The organism is Planococcus wigleyi (assembly GCF_014836985.1).
Classification (GTDB): Bacteria; Bacillota; Bacilli; order Bacillales_A; family Planococcaceae; genus Planococcus; species Planococcus notacanthi.
Window position 1 is genome coordinate 856,063 of record NZ_JACSPU010000001.1, and the last position, 16,814, is coordinate 872,876.

General features: G+C 43.4%; 17 protein-coding genes. 10 read left to right on the forward strand and 7 right to left on the reverse strand.

Annotation, left to right across the window (positions count from 1 at the left end; genetic code table 11):
* Positions 1-30: 30 nt before the first annotated feature.
* The gene (gene lexA, locus H9630_RS03990) at positions 31-651 is read right to left on the reverse strand and encodes a transcriptional repressor LexA (RefSeq protein ID WP_191714173.1); all 621 of its coding nucleotides are present in this window, start codon (positions 649-651) and stop codon (positions 31-33) included.
* Positions 652-816: 165 nt separating this feature from the next.
* Here lexA and yneA point away from each other — a divergent pair, with 165 nt between their 5' ends.
* The 6 genes from yneA to H9630_RS04020 all read left to right on the forward strand — a co-directional run bounded on the left by yneA (position 817) and on the right by H9630_RS04020 (position 5,217).
* Positions 817-1,134: a cell division suppressor protein YneA gene (yneA, locus tag H9630_RS03995; RefSeq protein ID WP_191714174.1), complete on the forward strand. Its 318-nt coding sequence runs from the start codon at positions 817-819 to the stop codon at positions 1,132-1,134.
* Complete coding sequence (locus tag H9630_RS04000) at positions 1,131-1,784, forward strand: YneB family resolvase-like protein (RefSeq protein WP_191714175.1); 654 nt, start codon at positions 1,131-1,133, stop codon at positions 1,782-1,784. Before yneA ends, H9630_RS04000 begins: the two co-directional genes overlap by 4 nt.
* A gap of 58 nt (positions 1,785-1,842) precedes the next feature.
* Positions 1,843-2,076, forward strand: a complete 234-nt coding sequence (locus tag H9630_RS04005; RefSeq protein WP_191714505.1) for a DUF896 domain-containing protein — start codon at positions 1,843-1,845, stop codon at positions 2,074-2,076.
* 87 nt (positions 2,077-2,163) lie between these two features.
* Entirely contained in the window at positions 2,164-4,167 is a 2,004-nt protein-coding gene (tkt, locus tag H9630_RS04010; RefSeq protein WP_191714176.1) for a transketolase, read from the forward strand.
* A 393-nt stretch (positions 4,168-4,560) separates the two neighbouring features.
* Positions 4,561-4,803 carry a YneF family protein gene (locus tag H9630_RS04015; protein WP_191714177.1) on the forward strand — a complete coding sequence of 81 codons (243 nt, stop codon included), beginning with the start codon at positions 4,561-4,563 and terminating at the stop codon, positions 4,801-4,803.
* Between the two features lie 132 nt (positions 4,804-4,935).
* Complete coding sequence (locus H9630_RS04020) at positions 4,936-5,217, forward strand: hypothetical protein (protein ID WP_191714178.1); 282 nt, start codon at positions 4,936-4,938, stop codon at positions 5,215-5,217.
* A gap of 27 nt (positions 5,218-5,244) precedes the next feature.
* On the opposite strand, the gene H9630_RS04025 is transcribed toward H9630_RS04020, so the two are convergent.
* Both H9630_RS04025 and H9630_RS04030 read right to left on the reverse strand, forming a co-directional pair.
* Complete coding sequence (locus tag H9630_RS04025) at positions 5,245-6,225, reverse strand: alpha/beta hydrolase (protein ID WP_191714179.1); 981 nt, start codon at positions 6,223-6,225, stop codon at positions 5,245-5,247.
* A 12-nt stretch (positions 6,226-6,237) separates the two neighbouring features.
* The gene (locus H9630_RS04030) at positions 6,238-7,137 is read right to left on the reverse strand and encodes a hydroxymethylglutaryl-CoA lyase (protein ID WP_191714180.1); all 900 of its coding nucleotides are present in this window, start codon (positions 7,135-7,137) and stop codon (positions 6,238-6,240) included.
* 81 nt (positions 7,138-7,218) lie between these two features.
* On the opposite strand from H9630_RS04030, the gene H9630_RS04035 reads away from it, so the two are divergent.
* Positions 7,219-8,403 carry an acetyl-CoA C-acetyltransferase gene (locus H9630_RS04035; protein ID WP_191714181.1) on the forward strand — a complete coding sequence of 395 codons (1,185 nt, stop codon included), beginning with the start codon at positions 7,219-7,221 and terminating at the stop codon, positions 8,401-8,403.
* Positions 8,404-8,415: 12 nt separating this feature from the next.
* Positions 8,416-8,625, forward strand: coding sequence for a YqkE family protein (locus H9630_RS04040; protein ID WP_191714182.1), 210 nt, complete (start codon positions 8,416-8,418; stop codon positions 8,623-8,625).
* A gap of 117 nt (positions 8,626-8,742) precedes the next feature.
* Here H9630_RS04040 and H9630_RS04045 read toward each other — a convergent pair whose 3' ends face one another.
* Both H9630_RS04045 and H9630_RS04050 read right to left on the reverse strand, forming a co-directional pair.
* Complete coding sequence (locus tag H9630_RS04045; protein ID WP_191714183.1) at positions 8,743-9,924, reverse strand: MFS transporter; 1,182 nt, start codon at positions 9,922-9,924, stop codon at positions 8,743-8,745.
* Between the two features lie 140 nt (positions 9,925-10,064).
* On the reverse strand, positions 10,065-12,392 hold the full coding sequence (locus tag H9630_RS04050) for an S-layer homology domain-containing protein (protein ID WP_191714184.1): 2,328 nt from the start codon (positions 12,390-12,392) through the stop codon (positions 10,065-10,067).
* Positions 12,393-12,761: 369 nt separating this feature from the next.
* Between H9630_RS04050 and H9630_RS04055 the strand changes: the two genes are divergently transcribed.
* Entirely contained in the window at positions 12,762-13,799 is a 1,038-nt protein-coding gene (locus H9630_RS04055) for a zinc-binding alcohol dehydrogenase family protein (protein ID WP_318247976.1), read from the forward strand.
* Between the two features lie 148 nt (positions 13,800-13,947).
* Positions 13,948-14,190, forward strand: coding sequence for a hypothetical protein (locus H9630_RS04060; protein ID WP_191714185.1), 243 nt, complete (start codon positions 13,948-13,950; stop codon positions 14,188-14,190).
* 85 nt (positions 14,191-14,275) lie between these two features.
* Here H9630_RS04060 and H9630_RS04065 read toward each other — a convergent pair whose 3' ends face one another.
* Together H9630_RS04065 and H9630_RS04070 are read right to left on the reverse strand one after the other, a co-directional pair.
* Positions 14,276-16,120, reverse strand: coding sequence for a tetratricopeptide repeat protein (locus tag H9630_RS04065; RefSeq protein ID WP_191714186.1), 1,845 nt, complete (start codon positions 16,118-16,120; stop codon positions 14,276-14,278).
* The gene (locus H9630_RS04070; protein WP_191714507.1) at positions 16,117-16,542 is read right to left on the reverse strand and encodes a hypothetical protein; all 426 of its coding nucleotides are present in this window, start codon (positions 16,540-16,542) and stop codon (positions 16,117-16,119) included. The genes H9630_RS04065 and H9630_RS04070 overlap by 4 nt, the downstream gene beginning before the upstream one ends.
* Positions 16,543-16,814 lie beyond the last annotated feature (272 nt).

The following is a 16,814-nucleotide window of genomic DNA, read 5'->3' on the forward strand; positions in this document are numbered from 1 at the left end:
AAAAAAAACCAGGGATTTCCCCGGTTTTTTTTAATGGATTTGGCGGTAAACGCCTACAACTTTACCAAGAATCGATACTTGGTCTACAATGATCGGATCCATTGATGAATTTTCAGGCTGAAGACGGAAATAATTTTCTTCTCGGAAGAAGCGTTTGACTGTTGCTTCATCCTCAGTCGTCATTGCGACAACAATGTCCCCATTATCCGCGGTCTGCTGCTGCTTAACCACTACATAATCTCCGTTCAAAATTCCGGCTTCGATCATACTTTCACCCATGATCTCCAGCATGAAGATGTGATCATCTTCAGTGCCATAACTTTGCGGAAGCGGGAAATACTCTTCCACGTTCTCAATTGCTGTAATAGGAACACCGGCAGTTACTTTACCGATCAAAGGAACATGCAATACCGGACTTTTATCGATTAACGCTTCATCAGTGCTTATTACTTCAATGGCTCTCGGCTTGGTGGGATCCCGTCTGATCAAGCCTTTGCTTTCAAGACGTGCTAAATGTCCATGTACAGTCGAACTGGATGCAAGACCGACTGCCTCACCGATTTCGCGTACGGATGGCGGATAGCCTTTCAGCCGAACTTCCTCTTTTATAAATGACAGAATGTCTTCCTGGCGTTTGGATACTTTTTTCAACAGTTTCACCTCATTTGAGTAATTCTACTTGATTTCTACCAATAGTATACCAACTCGGGCATTGAAATGCAAACATAGGTTCGAATTTTATTCTTGACAAAAACACCTGTTCGCATTAATATGAGAACATACATTCCGAACACAAATTCTTAGGAGGCGGTTCAAATGACATTCATTCGACAAAATTCTTATCTTATCGCATTTTTCTCATTAATTGTGGTATTTACTTTTTACGCCATACTGTCCCATAATACAAACAGTACATCAATGAGCCAAGTTGAAATAGAAGAAGGCGATACGCTTTGGACTTTAGCTGAATCTTTCAGTGGCGCGACTCCCCATCATGAATGGATAGAGGAGATTATGAAAGAAAACAACCTTTCTACTCCAAAAATCATTGCAGGACAATCCCTTAAGATTCCAAGCGACCAATTGAAATTTGCTCCTGATGAGACCATTAAATTTGCAGGTGATACTGAATGAAGAAAAATGCATTAATTTATTGCCGTGTCAGCACGACCAAAGATACGCAGGAATCCTCCCTTGAGAGACAGGAAGAAGAACTGATGAAATTCGCGTTTGAACAATCTTATAAAGTGGATGGTGTATACACCGATCAGCACAGTGGATACGAGATGGATCGTGACGGTCTGCTTGAAATGCTTAATTGCATTAAGGGAGACAAAATCGATGCCGTTTTTATTCAGGATGAAACGCGTTTGGGCAGAGGGCACGCACGTATTGCTCTTTTGCATGTCATGAAGAAATATGGCGTGGAAGTTTATACCTTATCGGATATGGGGCCAATAGCCCTTAATGATATGGATGACATGGTGCTTGAAATTCTGGCAATCGTTGAAGAATATCAGCGCAAAATACATAATGCCAAAATCAAGCGGGGCATGAAACGCGCTGTGGAAAATGGCTATAAACCGGAAAAAAATCTAAAAGGCAAAGGCAATCCTGATGGGCGTGAACGCTTGGATCTGCCTATTGATCAAATTGTCAGCCTGAAAACTAATGGGCTGACTTTCAGTGAAATTGCTGTAACCTTGCAAGGATTCGGCTACCAAGCGAGCAAGGCGACGGTTCATCGGCGATATAAGGAATACGAAAAGCTGATGAAAGACTAAAACATTGCAGAAACCTTACTTTTTTTGTACCATATGAAAAGAAGAAAGGTGGATGTCTATGCTATCACCAGACAAATTAACTAGAATTAATGAGCTATCACGTAAATCGAAAACGACTGGATTATCCAAAGAAGAAGCAAAAGAACAATCTTCTTTGCGCCAGGAATATTTGCAAACGTTCCGTAAAACGATGCGTGGAACAATTGAAAATGTAAAAGTAATTGACCCGAATGGGAACGACGTAACGCCAGAAAAGGTCAAAAATATTCGAGAGAATAAGTATTTGAATTAAATACTTATTCTCTTTTTCATTGTATTCTTTTCTATTGTTGACTAAACTAGAAAGGGATTATATTTTTGTTTGAGAGAGGATGTTACTATGTCAACCCACGCAGATCAACTTGCAGTGACAACAATTCGTACACTTTCCATCGATGCAATCGAAAAAGCAAATTCTGGTCATCCAGGATTGCCAATGGGCGCAGCTCCAATGGCATATACTTTGTGGACTAAGCATATGAACCACAATCCAAAAAATCCGGATTGGTTTAACCGTGACCGTTTTGTGTTATCCGCTGGACATGGTTCCATGCTTCTATACAGTTTGCTTCATTTAAGCGGCTATGGTTTAGAAATGGATGAAATCAAAAACTTCCGTCAATGGGATTCAAAAACACCTGGACATCCCGAATATGGCCACACTACAGGCGTTGAAGCAACGACCGGTCCACTTGGACAGGGAATTGGTATGGCGGTCGGTATGGCAATGGCTGAGCGTCATTTAGCGGCTACTTACAATAAAGAAGGAATGAATATCGTCGATCACAACACTTTCGCTTTATGCGGTGATGGAGATTTGATGGAAGGCGTTGCCGGAGAAGCTATTTCTCTTGCGGGCCACTTGAAATTAAACAAATTGGTTGTTCTATATGATAGCAACGACATTTCGTTGGACGGTCCACTTGGCAAGAGTTTCTCTGAAAATGTTCAAAAACGTTTTGAATCATACGGCTGGAACTATTTGCGCGTAGATGATGGCAATGTATTGGACGACTTATCAGAAAAAATCGCACAAGCCAAAGAATCTTCAGACAAACCGACATTAATCGAAGTCAAAACCGTTATCGGTTACGGAGCTCCGAACAAATCAGGTAAAGCAGATGCACACGGCGCGCCGCTTGGTGAAGATGAAATGAAATTGGTTAAAGAATACTACGAGTGGACTTTCGATCAAGATTTCCATGTGCCGGAGGAAGTATATGAAACTTTCCAACAGGCAACTGAAGAGCTTGGGGCAAAAGCTGAGTCAAAATGGAACGAATTGTATTCACAATACGAATCAGCACATCCGGAATTGGCGGAACAATTGCAGATGGCGATCCGTGGTGATCTTCCAGAGAACTTTGATGCAGAGTTCCCGACATATGAATTCGGTAAGAAACAAGCAACTCGTTCTTCTTCAGGAGATATGATCAATGCAATCGCTAAAACAGTTCCTTCCTTCTTCGGAGGCAGTGCTGACCTTGCTGGATCCAACAAAACGAACATCAAAGGCGCTGGCGATTTTGACGCTGAACATCCTGAAGGACGCAATATCTGGTTTGGTGTGCGTGAATTTGCAATGGGAGCAGCCTTAAACGGTATGGCTCTTCATGGCGGACTTCATGTCTTCGGCGGAACGTTCTTCGTCTTCAGTGATTATGTCCGTCCAGCAATCCGTCTGGCTGCATTAATGGGGCTTCCTGTCACTTATGTCTTCACACATGATAGCGTAGCTGTAGGCGAAGATGGCCCAACACATGAACCGGTTGAACATTTGGCTTCTCTTCGGGCTATGCCGAACTTGAGCGTTGTTCGTCCCGCTGATGCCAACGAAACAAAAGCGGCATGGCGTTTGGCGTTGACGGCGAAAACTACACCGACTTTATTGGTTCTTTCTCGTCAGGACTTGCCAATTTTGGAAAACAGCGCAGAACTTGCAGAAGCTGGCGTGGAGAAGGGTGCATACGTTGTGTCCCCTGCTGAAAATCCACAAGCGCTATTGCTTGCGACTGGATCAGAAGTTAGCTTGGCTGTAGCTGCTCAAAAGCAATTGGCTGAAGAAGGAATTGCGGTTTCTGTCGTTTCAATGCCATCATGGGATCGTTTTGAAAAACAGGATAAAGAATACAAGCAATCCGTCATTCCGAGAACTGTCAAGAAACGCCTGGCTATTGAAGTAGGTACTTCATTCGGTTGGGACCGCTATACAGGCGACGAAGGCGATATTCTTGCAATCGACCGTTTCGGTGCAAGTGCACCGGGAGATCGCATCATGGAAGAGTTCGGATTCACAGCTGACAATGTTGCAAACAAAGTGAAAAATTTAATCAACGAAAACTAATATGGAAGGGCTGTCCCAAAAGGTCATGAAAAATGACTTTTAGTGGGCAGCCCCTTTTCTATTTGATGAGCAGTAAAAAAGGTGATGTTTCGTTTATCCCGCTTTAACGGGCAATAAGATCTCCCGCTTTTCGATCTGTAAGGGGGAGACCCCTACTGATTGAAGTTTCACTTTATCCCGCTTTAACGGGCAGTATGGTCTCCTGCTTTGACAAGCAGGAGATCCACTGACCGTAAAAGTCCGATTGGTTCAACTAACAATCAGTAAGGGGGAGACCCCTACTGATTGAAGTTTCACTTTATTATTTTCCTCCTTATGGTCACAATTCCTTTTTTATAGTATAATCCATTGTGGTGCACTACTTATTTACGCAACACGAAGGAGGTAACAAGAATGGATACATGGATCTGGATCGTAATCGTTATCGTGGCTTTACTCGCAGGTGTTGCACTTGGATTCTTTATCGCACGTCGATATATGATGAAATATTTGCAAGATAACCCACCAATCAATGAAGAAATGCTGCGAATCATGATGATGCAAATGGGACAAAAACCGTCTCAGAAAAAAATCAATCAAATGATGACTCAAATGAATAAAGCGTCAACCAAACCTAGCAAAACTGCTAAAAAATAAAAAGTACTCTTCGGAGTGCTTTTTTTATTTTGTTCGAATCTGCTATTAGAATTTCGGATTTCGGGTATTGAGCCAGTAAGATGCCAATTTTTGATGGCGGCTTGTATGCAGAAATCAAAGGAGGAATTCAGGATGGCGGAAAATGAAGAACTGTTGTTTTATTTACCGGTCATTGAAGAAGATGACAAGGAAGCAGGGAAGTTTCATCTTGAAAGCAATCAATTGAAAAAGGCTTTTCCCGTCTCATTGGATAAGATCGATGATTTGGTGAAAGATATGACAGATTATAGCTTAGATACAATCGAACTCCACGTTACCGGTATTGTAAAAAGTGGACCGATTACGGAATTGTTCATTGGCGCTGAAGGGCAGGCAGGCATGAAGTTGGTCCTCAACAAAAAGAAGAAACCATAATAAAAAGCACTCCGCGGAGTGCTTTTGTCATTTTACGATAGACACGGCCGAATTTGCTGAGATAGTGTGTAGGTCCTGTTGTTTAGGCGTCAGTAAATCATACTTCATCAGGAAATTTGCAACTGCCTCTTCGTATTGATCAGGGTTGCTGTTGAAAGATTGCGCATGTGCGCCTTCTTCAAACATTTTCAATTGTTTTGGTCCTTCTTTTAATGCATAAAGTTCCTCACTCATTTTCGCCAGGACAAAATCATCATGAATACTGTGTATGAAGAGCACAGGTTTTTTTATATTGGCTACTGTTTCCCTCGGAGAAACAGTAGAAATGGAATAGCCATCACGCATTTTCATGAACAAACTGGCGAGTCGCAGAGCCAAAGTTGTGCGCAGGGGTGTCGTGGTTTTCATGACATGCAGAATCTGTTCATAAATGTCGGAATAAGCGCAATCAGAGATGTAGAAATCTGCGGTGTCCTCCATACCGGCGTAAAGCAAAGTTGTAGCAGCCCCCATGGATTCACCGTGGATGCCATAAAACAGCTCATCACCAACATGCAGTTTTAATGCAGCTACGACAGCTTTCAAATCGATTTTTTCAAAATGTCCGAAACTGGTTGTTTTTCCTCCGGAATCTCCATGGCGCCGATGGTCATAAACCACCGAATTAAACCCTAAACGCTCAAACATCCGTGCGTACTTAAAAGAATTGACTTTCGTTTCGGTCACGCCATGGCAAATGATGACATAGCGATTAGTATCGTGAGGTTCGAGAAAAATAGCTTTTATCGGGTAGCCATTCTCGGATTCGATCCATTGCTCGCTTTTAGGGACATTGGCATACCAGACTTCATCATAGCGTTTAGCGCTCGTTTCCCTTTCTAGAATCAGCTTTTCATCTTTTTTCTTTACATACATCAGCCGGTTGCTGGCGATAAATCCCGCAACTGTAGCTGTTGCTGTAAGGACGCTTGATATAATGGCGGAAGTCCAAAGCAATCTTTTTTTCATGGCATAAGCTCCTTAAGGTTGGTTTTTATATAAGGTATACATGCCTGTGGCAACTGGATTGGTTACGTGGGGCTCGATTTTTTCGATGGCTTGACATAAAAGATTCTCATCAATTCCTGTATAGATGCCCATCCGGTGGAGCATATTGACGACATCCTCTGTGGCGACATTTCCGGTTGCGCCTGGTGCGAATGGACAGCCTCCGAGGCCGCCTGCAGAAGCATCAAAACGAGTGACGCCAGCCTGCAACGAAGCCAGTATGTTGGCAAGGGCCATTCTACGGGTGTCGTGGAAATGGGCTGTTATCAAAACATCTGGAAATGCTTCGATTAGTTTAGTAAACAGTTCATAACTTTCCTTCGGATTCGCCATGCCAATTGTATCGGCGACACTCAGTTCGTCGACTCCCCATTCCACAAATTGGCGGCATAAATCCAGTGTCGCTTCCGGTGATACCGCTCCTTCAAATGGACAGTAAAAGGCAGTCGATATACAGGCGCGGACAAAGATGCCTTGTTCTTTCAAGTTAAGAATCAACGGTTTTAAAGTTTCCATGCTTTCAGCCGTAGTTTTATTGATATTTTTTTTATTGAAGGTATTGGAAACGCCAACAAAGACGGCGAGTGATTGAGCTCCAGCTTCGAGAGCTGCATTGATGCCGCGTTCATTTGGTGTCAACACGAATTGGCGCCCGGTTTTTTTCGTCTGTGTGACGATATCCCGGGCATCACCCATTTGCGGCACCCATTTAGGAGACACAAAGGATGTCAACTCCATTTCCTGAACTCCGGCGTCCTGCAAAGCAGCTATAAATTGAAGTTTATTTTCAGTAGTAACAAGTTTTCCTTCATTTTGGAGACCATCCCTTGGTCCGACCTCGATAATTGTTGCATTTTTTGGTAAACTGAACATAATATCCCCCCTGCTTTCCATTGTATATAGGGAAGGGATAAAAGAGCAACTAACAGACAATCACTCAAGGGGGAAAAGTACATGTCACAGGAAATCGTTATTGTAAGCGCTGTCCGTACAGCGGTAGGTTCATTTCAAGGGTCATTAAAAGACGTGCCGGCTACACAATTAGGAGCGATCGTCATCAAAGAGGCGATCGGACGCGCCGGGATTCAGCCGGAGCAAGTTTCTGAAGTCATTATGGGGAATGTTCTTCAGGCCGGGTTAGGCCAAAATCCAGCACGCCAGGCATCCATCCATGCGGGGCTGCCGGAAACTGTGCCCGCTATGACCATCAACAAAGTCTGTGGATCTGGATTGAAATCTATTCAGCTCGCTTACCAGGCGATTTATGCTGGGGATGCAGACATTGTCGTTGCAGGTGGAATGGAAAACATGAGCCGTGCACCGTATCTCATGGAAAATGCCCGCAGTGGATTCCGCATGGGGGATCAGAAAGTAGTCGACAGCATGCTCGTTGACGGCTTGACCTGTGCATTCAATGATTACCATATGGGAGTCACTGCAGAGAATTTATGTGATCGTTACGACATCACACGTGAAGAACAAGATCAATTCGCTGCCCGCTCACAAGCACGTGCCACCGCTGCAGTCGAATCTGGCAGATTTGATGACGAAATTGTGCCAGTGGAAATTCCCCAGCGCAAAGGAGATCCAGTTATCTTCAAGGCAGATGAATACATTAAGAGTGATTCCAATGAAGCGCGTTTAGGAAAGCTGCGTCCGGCTTTCAAAAAAGACGGTAGTGTGACAGCGGGCAATGCATCAGGCATTAACGATGGTGCAGCTGCAGTTGTGGTCATGTCCAAAGCGAAAGCGGATGAACTTGGACTGACGCCGCTGGCAACTGTAGTAGCAAACGGCAGTGCAGGAGTTGATCCCGCTGTAATGGGAATCGGTCCCGTGCAAGCTGTGAAAAATGCCTTGAAAAAAGCCGATATGGCATTAGAAGACATTGAACTGATCGAGGCAAATGAAGCGTTTGCTGCGCAGTCGATTGCGGTTGACCGTGAGCTGAAGTTTAATCATGATATACTGAATGTCAATGGAGGAGCCATTGCGATTGGTCACCCGATCGGCGCAAGCGGCACACGCATTTTTGTCACTTTGCTGCACGAAATGATCAAACGTGACGCTAAGACGGGATTGGCGACTCTTTGCATCGGCGGCGGCCAAGGGATCGCAACGGTTATTAAACGTCCTTAAGGAGAGAGAGCAATGGCTAAAAGAAAAGAAGAATCCAACAGTATGCTGTCTGACGATGTGTTGGCAAAACTGAAGGAAACGAAAAAAGAATTGTTGAAACACGAACAGAAGTTGGAAGAAGAAAAAGAAGCACAGCGTTTATTCGAACGCAAAGAACGCGAGAAGAATCTATCATTTGCTGAACTTCTGGAGCGCCATGGAGATAAAGGGAATAAATTTTAGTTTTAAAAAGGAACACAATAGTTCTTATATGAAAAGGCAACGAATCTACTCATCACAGCAGCCAACCTCGAAAATTGAGGTTGGCTGTTTCTGTTTCAAGAAATCGGGTGGTTTGAACTATTTCTGTTGAGGGCAGTGAAGATAACGTGATTTGAGAACCAGAGATAGAACGAAAATGATAAACGCCAATATTGCAGAAACAACAAGCGCTGTTTGTTCTCCGTATTTATCGATGATAAAAGTGTAAAAAATGGGTGAAATCGCAGACAACAAGAAGCCAGGTACTAATAATTTTCCTACGGTGGCTCCGTAAGTATTGTGGTCAAACAGAATCAACGGCAGGGTTCCACGCGTAATCGTCATCAATCCGTTGCCGGCTCCGAAAAGAAATGCAAACAATAAAGCAGCTATAAGGAACCGGCCGCTGAGAAGTCCGCTGAAAAAACCAAGGGGCAATATACCTGAAGCTAAAATTGTCAATGAAATAGGATGGAGGCGGGCGCCGAACAGAACTTCGCAGACACGCGCAAAGGATTGTCCTATTCCCCGGAGAGTTGAAATCCATACTGAAAGAGCGGCGGTCAAACCGAGGCCGGCAAGAATAGTAATCATGTAAGTCGACATGGCAGAGTTCAAAATATTTAACAGCGTGAATATCAATGCATAGAGGCTGCCTGCGACCCATCGTTCTTTGTCTGCAGTAATGACAGGAAGGAGAGAAGGCGGCAGCTCCTTTTTATTATTGAACCGCTGTTTAGGAAGAGATAGATGCAAAGGGATGGTTAAAAGGGCAAATCCCGCATAAATTAGAAGAGCTGCTCTCCATCCGAAAGCTTCAGCTAACATGAAACCGACAGGCCAAAAGACGCTGGAAGCCAATCCGCCCAAAAGAGTGATTTGTGAAATGGGGCGTTTTGCATGTATGCCACCTATACGCGCTAATGCTGCAAATGCCGCATCATAGAGAGTCAAGCGCATAGCAAACCCGAGCAGCACCCACGACACATAATAAATCCCAATAGAATAGGATAAAGCAATGCCGCTGCAGCCTAATGACAATAGGGCAGATCCCCCCGACATAACGAAGCTTCCGCCATAGCGGTCGATTAATCTTCCCGTCAGTGGAGATGTAATTGCCATAATCACTAAGGCTGTTGAAAATCCACCATAGACAGTCGTTTCGCTCCAGTCCAAATCAGCAGCGATCCGTGTCCCGAATACAGCGATCGAATAATAGGAAATTCCCCAGCAGATAAGTTGAGAGATACCGAGTGAAATAACAGTTCGGCGAGTGATCATTGTTTCACTTCCTTACTATTCCTTATCGATAAAGCCATTATAGAATTTTTTAAGGGGCTATGGTTAATTTATAAGGAATATCTCGGATGCTATTCGGACGAAAAAAAAGGAACCCGCGGCTGCAGGTTCCTTTTTGAAAATTAATGTGTTTCATCATATTTCAATGCTCTGTCCATGAAGACAGCAAACTCTGCTCTCGTGACGTCGGCTTTTGGATTGAATTTTCCATTAGTTGAACCGATGGTGATCCCAGCAGCGTACAAAGTATCGATATACTTATCTGACCATCCGCCCTTTTTAACATCTGGGAAGTTATGGGAGCCTTTTGCTTCGATATCAAACGCTGTTACTAGCACCTTAGCCATCTCTTCGCGTGTCAGCTTGCTTTTCGGTTGGAATAGGTTGTTATATCCTTCGAAAATTCCGGCACGTTGTGTTGCTGTGATTGCATCGAAATTCGGATGCGATTTCGGAACATCTTTGAACGCTTTATATGGCAGTTCATTTTCTAAGTCCACTGCGCGATCGAACATTAGTGATACATGTTGACGTTGAATTCCATCTCTCCATTTGAAAGTTCCATCTGGATGTCCTTTAATAATGCCTTCTGCTGCCATGCGCTCAATTGCTTCGTAAGCCCAAGCAGGCTTTTCAGGCGTTACATCCGGGAAAGTTGGTTTTGTCGGTTCTGGTTTTGGATCTGGTTTTGGATCCGGTGCAGTTGAACCAGTCGTAAATTGATAAATTGGTGATTTTTCACTCTCGCCTGCCGCATTGGTTATATTCATGTACCAATGATAAACGGTGTTTTTGCTTAAGCCTTTCCACTCGGCAGAAGCCACTTCGCCTGATTTCAAGTCTTTATCCTGGCCGATAGCCTGGTCGGTATAGATGTTGACGGCCATATAATCCGTTTCGATTTGTCTAGGGTTGTCTTTTGCTTTTACATCCGCCAAATCGAATTGGGCTGTAAAGCTTTCTTTTGCAGGGTCGAATTGTTCGAAATCGTAATCATTTTCGAAAGGAGAGTATGACACAAAATCCAATGTTTCATCCGTTGGATCGAACGTCAGCTTCTTCAAATAGCCTTGTCCACGGTCAGGAGCAGTATTGCCCTGATGATTTGCCAACACTTCCAGCACTTCACGTGTTGAGCCATCTTCATTTTCAATCTGTTTGACACGGTAGTTAGCGCCGTGATGATGGCCACTGAGGACCATTTTAACATTTTCATTAGGGACGACAATTTCTCTGTTGACCACTCGTGCTTGTTCGGTTACGTATTGTGCCAACGAATTGATATTCTCATGCATGCCGACAATGGCATTGCGGTCTGCATGCTGCTTAAGAACTTTGTTTGCCCAGGCGACGGTTTCAGCTGATCCATCTCTTCCGTAGCCAAGATATAGAAAAATGAAATCATGATCGCCGAAAGAAAACAAATCGTAATGGTTTTGATTTTCTTCGTTCATTGCTTCACCAAACCACGATTTGTCTTTAAAGCGATCGATTCCAGCGTATCTCGCGAAAATGGAATAATCATAAGTTTTGTTGAGGGTGTCGATTCCTACATCATGGTTACCGGCCAGTACCCCATACGGAATGTTGGCAGCATCGAGCCGATCCAAGTTTTCCTCTGCAACTTTCCATTGTTCCTCATCGATTACATTATTGACAAGGTCTCCGGTATGCATGGCATACTCATAAGTTCCTTTTTTGAATTCGTCGATCATCCAATCTGTCATGGATGTCCAGACTTCAGGGAAATCCTGTGCATAGTATTGGGTATCCGTAAACCAGACCATAGAGAAGTCTTCATCTTTGGAATCTGTCAGCGTTCCGGAATCGTGGACCATGGCCTGAACTTTTCCATCTTTGACGAATCTCTCTTTATCAATTTCAGCTTTCAGGACAATTTCTTCGCCCTTTGCATTTCCTTCCGCCTGGTTCAAAGCGACCCAGTTGCCCGCTTTATAATCCCATGCTGAAAGATTGGCTAAACCACTTGCCAAAGTTTTTCCTTCCCAATACAGCTGGATCGCGTTGCCGGCTGCCAAGTCCTTGGAGACGTCAACTACAAAACGTTGAGAAGGAAAGCCGTTGCTGCTTTTGGTGACGGCTGTTTTTCCGTCGTCAGCTGCCATCGCTTTTATTTGTTCACCCGTTAAAGGAGCGGCATTTGTTTGGATAGGCACAGTAATCGGGTTGTCGGCTGAATCATTTGCAAAGCCGGTTATCCCTTTGCCTGCAAAATCATATTTGAATCCTTTTTTGAAATCGACGGTTTTGATGCCTGCCCCTGTTGAATCTTTTACGATAGCCTCTAAGGTGGGGGTAAGGCTGACATCTTTTGAGTAATTAGCAGGCTTTACCTGTTCTGGTTTTTGCGGAGCTGCCAGTGGAGTTAACGAAACACTGGTTAGCACTAAAGCTACTGCCGCTGTGGTGGTGAAAAACTTTTTAATCATCTGTTGTCCTCCTTTAATGGGTGTTGCGTGTTTAGTAGGTGAAAAGACTTAAACAAACAAAAATAATTATAAAAAAATAGTTTACTAGGGATATGTGTCCTTTCTTTTATTTTTTAGTGAACCTATTTATTCATAATAACAAATAAAAAATAAAAAACAACTTAATTTTCCATATTTTTAGAATATTTAATTATCTGAAGCATTACCTTCAGCTTAGATGGGATAAAACAAGTCAGGATTACCTGCTTTATAGTTGGATAACATTGTCATATACAAAGGCAAAGTTTTTGAACCTATTTAGAGGGAAGAGTAAAATGACTGGAGATTTATCAATGAATATTCATAAGATTGAAAGGGCGGCGAAGTGAAGTGAGTAAAGATAAGATGAATGTATTAGGATTTTATAATCCGGGATCGAAAACAGCGGCGCCGAATTTTGAGAAGGTTGAAATGGACCGTCCAAAAGCGGCAGGAAGAAATTTGCTTGTTGAAGTCCGTGCGGTGTCGGTCAATCCGACGGATCTGCGGACTCGTGACGCCAAAGGGGAAGATGATCAGACATTAACGGTCGTTGGACGTGATGCGTCAGGAATTGTTGTAGAAACAGGGGATGACTGCAGGTTGTTTCAGGTGGGAGAAGAAGTGTTTTATGCCGGTACAAGCATTGCGCTGGGAAGCCTTAGCGAAGTCCAGCTGGTAGATGAGCGGATTGTTGGAAAGAAGCCGAAAAGAATCGGTTTTGCGGAAGCTGCAGCACTGCCTCTGACCAGCGTCACAGCCAGCGAAGCGCTTTTTGATCGGCTTGGTGTATCACGGAATCCGACTGATAACAAAGAAAAAGTGATTTTGATCATCGGTGCAGCAGGCGGGGTGGGATCTGTGGCCACTCAAATGGCTAAATTAGCCGGATTGACTGTCGTAGGAACTGCTTCCCGTCCAGAATCAAAAGAGTGGGCGTTGAATCATAAGGCAGACTTTATCATCAATCATCACGAAGCTTTTGAACCGCAATTGGAAGCTTTGGGTATTTCGGGGGTTCATTATATATTCTGTTTAACCAATATCGATGACCACATGGAGAGCATGGCTAATGCTATCCTTCCACAAGGCAAAATCTGTTCGATCTTACCGGCAATGAAGCCGCTTCATCCAGCTTTGTTTTCAAAATCGGTCAGCTTTTCCTATGAGTTGATGTATACGCGCTCAGTGTATCAAACAGAGGATATGATTTCACAGCATCATATTCTGAACCAGTTGGCAGATTGGGTGGATGAAGGGGAAATTTGTTCGACAATGTCCAAAAAACTTGCGCCTCTCAATCCAGAGACATTAAAAGAAGCCTATGAGAACCTGCTCACAGGGCGAACTATCGGTAAAATTGTCGTTGAGGGTTCGATTTATCCCTAAAATGCCAAAAGAAAACTGAGTCAAAATTATTCCATAAATTTTCTTCTGTTTTGAATAATCAGAAAAATGGTGTTATGGTGAATATGTATCCACCCACACTTCTGCTTGATGGAAATTTAGTTGACAATCATTAAAAGGAGGAACTTCAATGGCTGATGAAAAAAAAACGGAAGAAACTTATTCAAGCAGGGCTGAAAGAGAACGGATTGGCCGTGAAACGAATGCAGGTTTTGCGCGAGTGGAACGTGCGGAAAGAGAAAATAGTTCCACTGATATTCCGACAGGACCCATCGGAAGAAAGTTAACTGAAGATGAAATTCGCCAAAGGGTTGGTCAAGGGAATTTTGATTCTGCAAAAGACGACAATCAAACAAGTTCAATCAATAGCTGAATAAATTAAGAGGCTGCAACTTCTATTAAAGAAGAACAGCCTCTTTTTTTGATTTATTCAGTTGTTCTGCTGATTCGAATCTTGCTTACAGATTCTCGAGAGTAGGTGCCAAAAACGTCCAGATTAGCCCTGCTTCTTCAGGAGAACGTGGGGTGATGACAGACGATTTCGGATAAGGCAAAGCGGCAATCCGTTGTTCGACATATTTCTTTACGTATGGATTTTGATCGATGGCTTCTATATAAGTTGTTTGAGCAGTTTGGGAAAGTATTCCTTTCTGCCGCTCCATAGACCACCTCAACCAAGCATAGAATGCATTATCGCTGAGTTCTTCTTCGTAATGGCTGATCAGACTCTCGGCTTCTTTAAGGCGGCCCAAGGCGATTAACGCCGAAACCGCTAAATATCGTACCCCTTGATGATCTCCTGGGTTCAAACGCAGCAACTCATAATAAATAGGGAAAGCCTCTTCGAAGCGGGCTTGCTCCCAATAGAAATTTCCAAGCAAAAATAGGGATCTCAAATAAGGCCGGTTTGGAACGTACAACCAAGCTACATCCATTTCCGGTTCAAAGCGTTCTTTTCCGCTGGAAACCGCTTTTTGAAGCAATTGTTCTTTTAAGGACAAATTCTCTTCCATTTCAGCTGCCAGTAGGAAGGCATCTGTATTTTGGGGATCCAACCTCTGAATCTGCTCCACTTGGCTGGTCCGATTTATAGTTGTATAGGCACTGTAGGCAAGAAACTGAGCTTTTTCAGCTTTGGTTTTCGGTTCATAGGATTTGCTGTGGTAGTACTCCATCTGGCGTTTCAATTCATTTTCACTTGTAATGGTCGCATTTTTCAAATGCATATATAATTGCCAATTCTGCAGTTCATTGCCTTTGGGATCCGTTCCGACTTCAAATGCATAAACGGCTCCTTTCTCTGGGTCTTTTTTGCTTTTGGCGGTGTGATAAAAAGAACCGAGGTCATTTTTGAAAAGTGTCAGTCCTTCTGTATCCACTCCAAAATGCTGTGCGGTTTCTTCAGTCTTCCAGTCGAGCTTCACCAATTGGTGATCGATGGCAAATTGGACTGCGCCGGCGACCGCTTCTTTAGGAATCATTGCTAAGGGTTCTGCGTAATGAAAGAAGGCTTCGATTAATTCGTCACTCTTCAAATCATGGGCAATTAGGAAATTCTCCAATTCCTCCACAGTTTCAAGAACAGCATAAGCGACTTTTTCGGTGCTCAGAAGGCCACTGCTTAGGAGCTGGTAAACAGCCAAAATGTTCCGGCTGTAGAATTCCTTTGCGTTTGCCGTTTCGGATGACTGATACATCTCCTGAAGCTTTCGGACACTTTCCGGTTTCACTTTAACAGCAACCGTCAGGCTGTTCAACACCATCATGAAATGCTCGCCTATCCGGACATCGGGCAAATAGAAACCGGTGGCTATGGTTCCAGCTTCAACCGGAAAAGACTCATTAACCTCAATTTCCATAATATCTTTAGTCAGCAAATCACGGACTTGAGCTTGGTAATTGGAAACGGAAAGAACTTCGCCGGCCATAAACAGTGGGTTAAGCCAGGATTCAAGGATCAGTTTGATTTGCATTCTTTCTTCCTTGATGATCTTCCGTTCAATAAAACTATTCCATACATCGACGCGTTCAGAAAAGAAAAAGATATCTCCGATAATGCCATTCGATTTATCTTCTCCGTAAAGTGGGACGAGAAGGTTTTCGACTTTATCTTTCCATTTCACCAATTCTTTCTGTTCTGACCGACGGGGATTATTTTCAAAAAAATCCCGAAGCGTCCCTTGCAGTACTTTGTTTTGTTCTTCAATCATCAGCTTGGAGGATCCGTCCGTCCCACAGCATTTTTTATATTTTTTGCCGCTTTCACAATGGCAAAGCTCGTTTCTGCCAATCGCTTTTATCATATAGAAGGCTCCTGAAGCAGCAGACGTTCTTCATCGCGGCTATGGATAGCGTTCACTACCAAAAGTGCATGAAACTGTTTCATGACCTCATAGTTGAGGCCTTCTTCTGCAAGCAATATTTTGATGTCAGCCACAATGATGCGCAAGATATCATGATCGCGTGTCAAATCAGCCACTGTTTGCTTGAGTTCTGGTTTCTGGTCGATCATTTCCTGATAAAATCCTTCTTCCTCTGCATCCGCATGGCTGATGATCCGTGTTTCCCAATACTCCAGCAAATGATCCGCCGCTTGATGGGCAACTTCGTATTCTTTAGCTCTCAATAAATCTTCAACTTCTTCTGTTTTAGTTACTGCTCCAGATAAGGCGCCTTCATGGATGGCATGATGGGCATGCAGCTGGCGCAAAGATGGTCCTGACATAGTCATTCATTCCCCTCATTTTTTTTCAGTATAACATGCCAAAAACCGCTGATTTTCCAGCTAGGGCATTTCCTTTGGTGAAAGAGGGAACTCCCTTATCCGATGAGAAACGGGGAGTTTTGAAGCTGGAAAAATAGATGGAAATCGGCATTTTTTTTCGGTTTTTCATTGGAGAAAATAAGAATCTGCTGGAATTCACTGTCTTGAGGCATATCTCAATGAAAAACAACCTGATTTTATTGGACAGCTTATCGGAAACCCTCGATAAATAA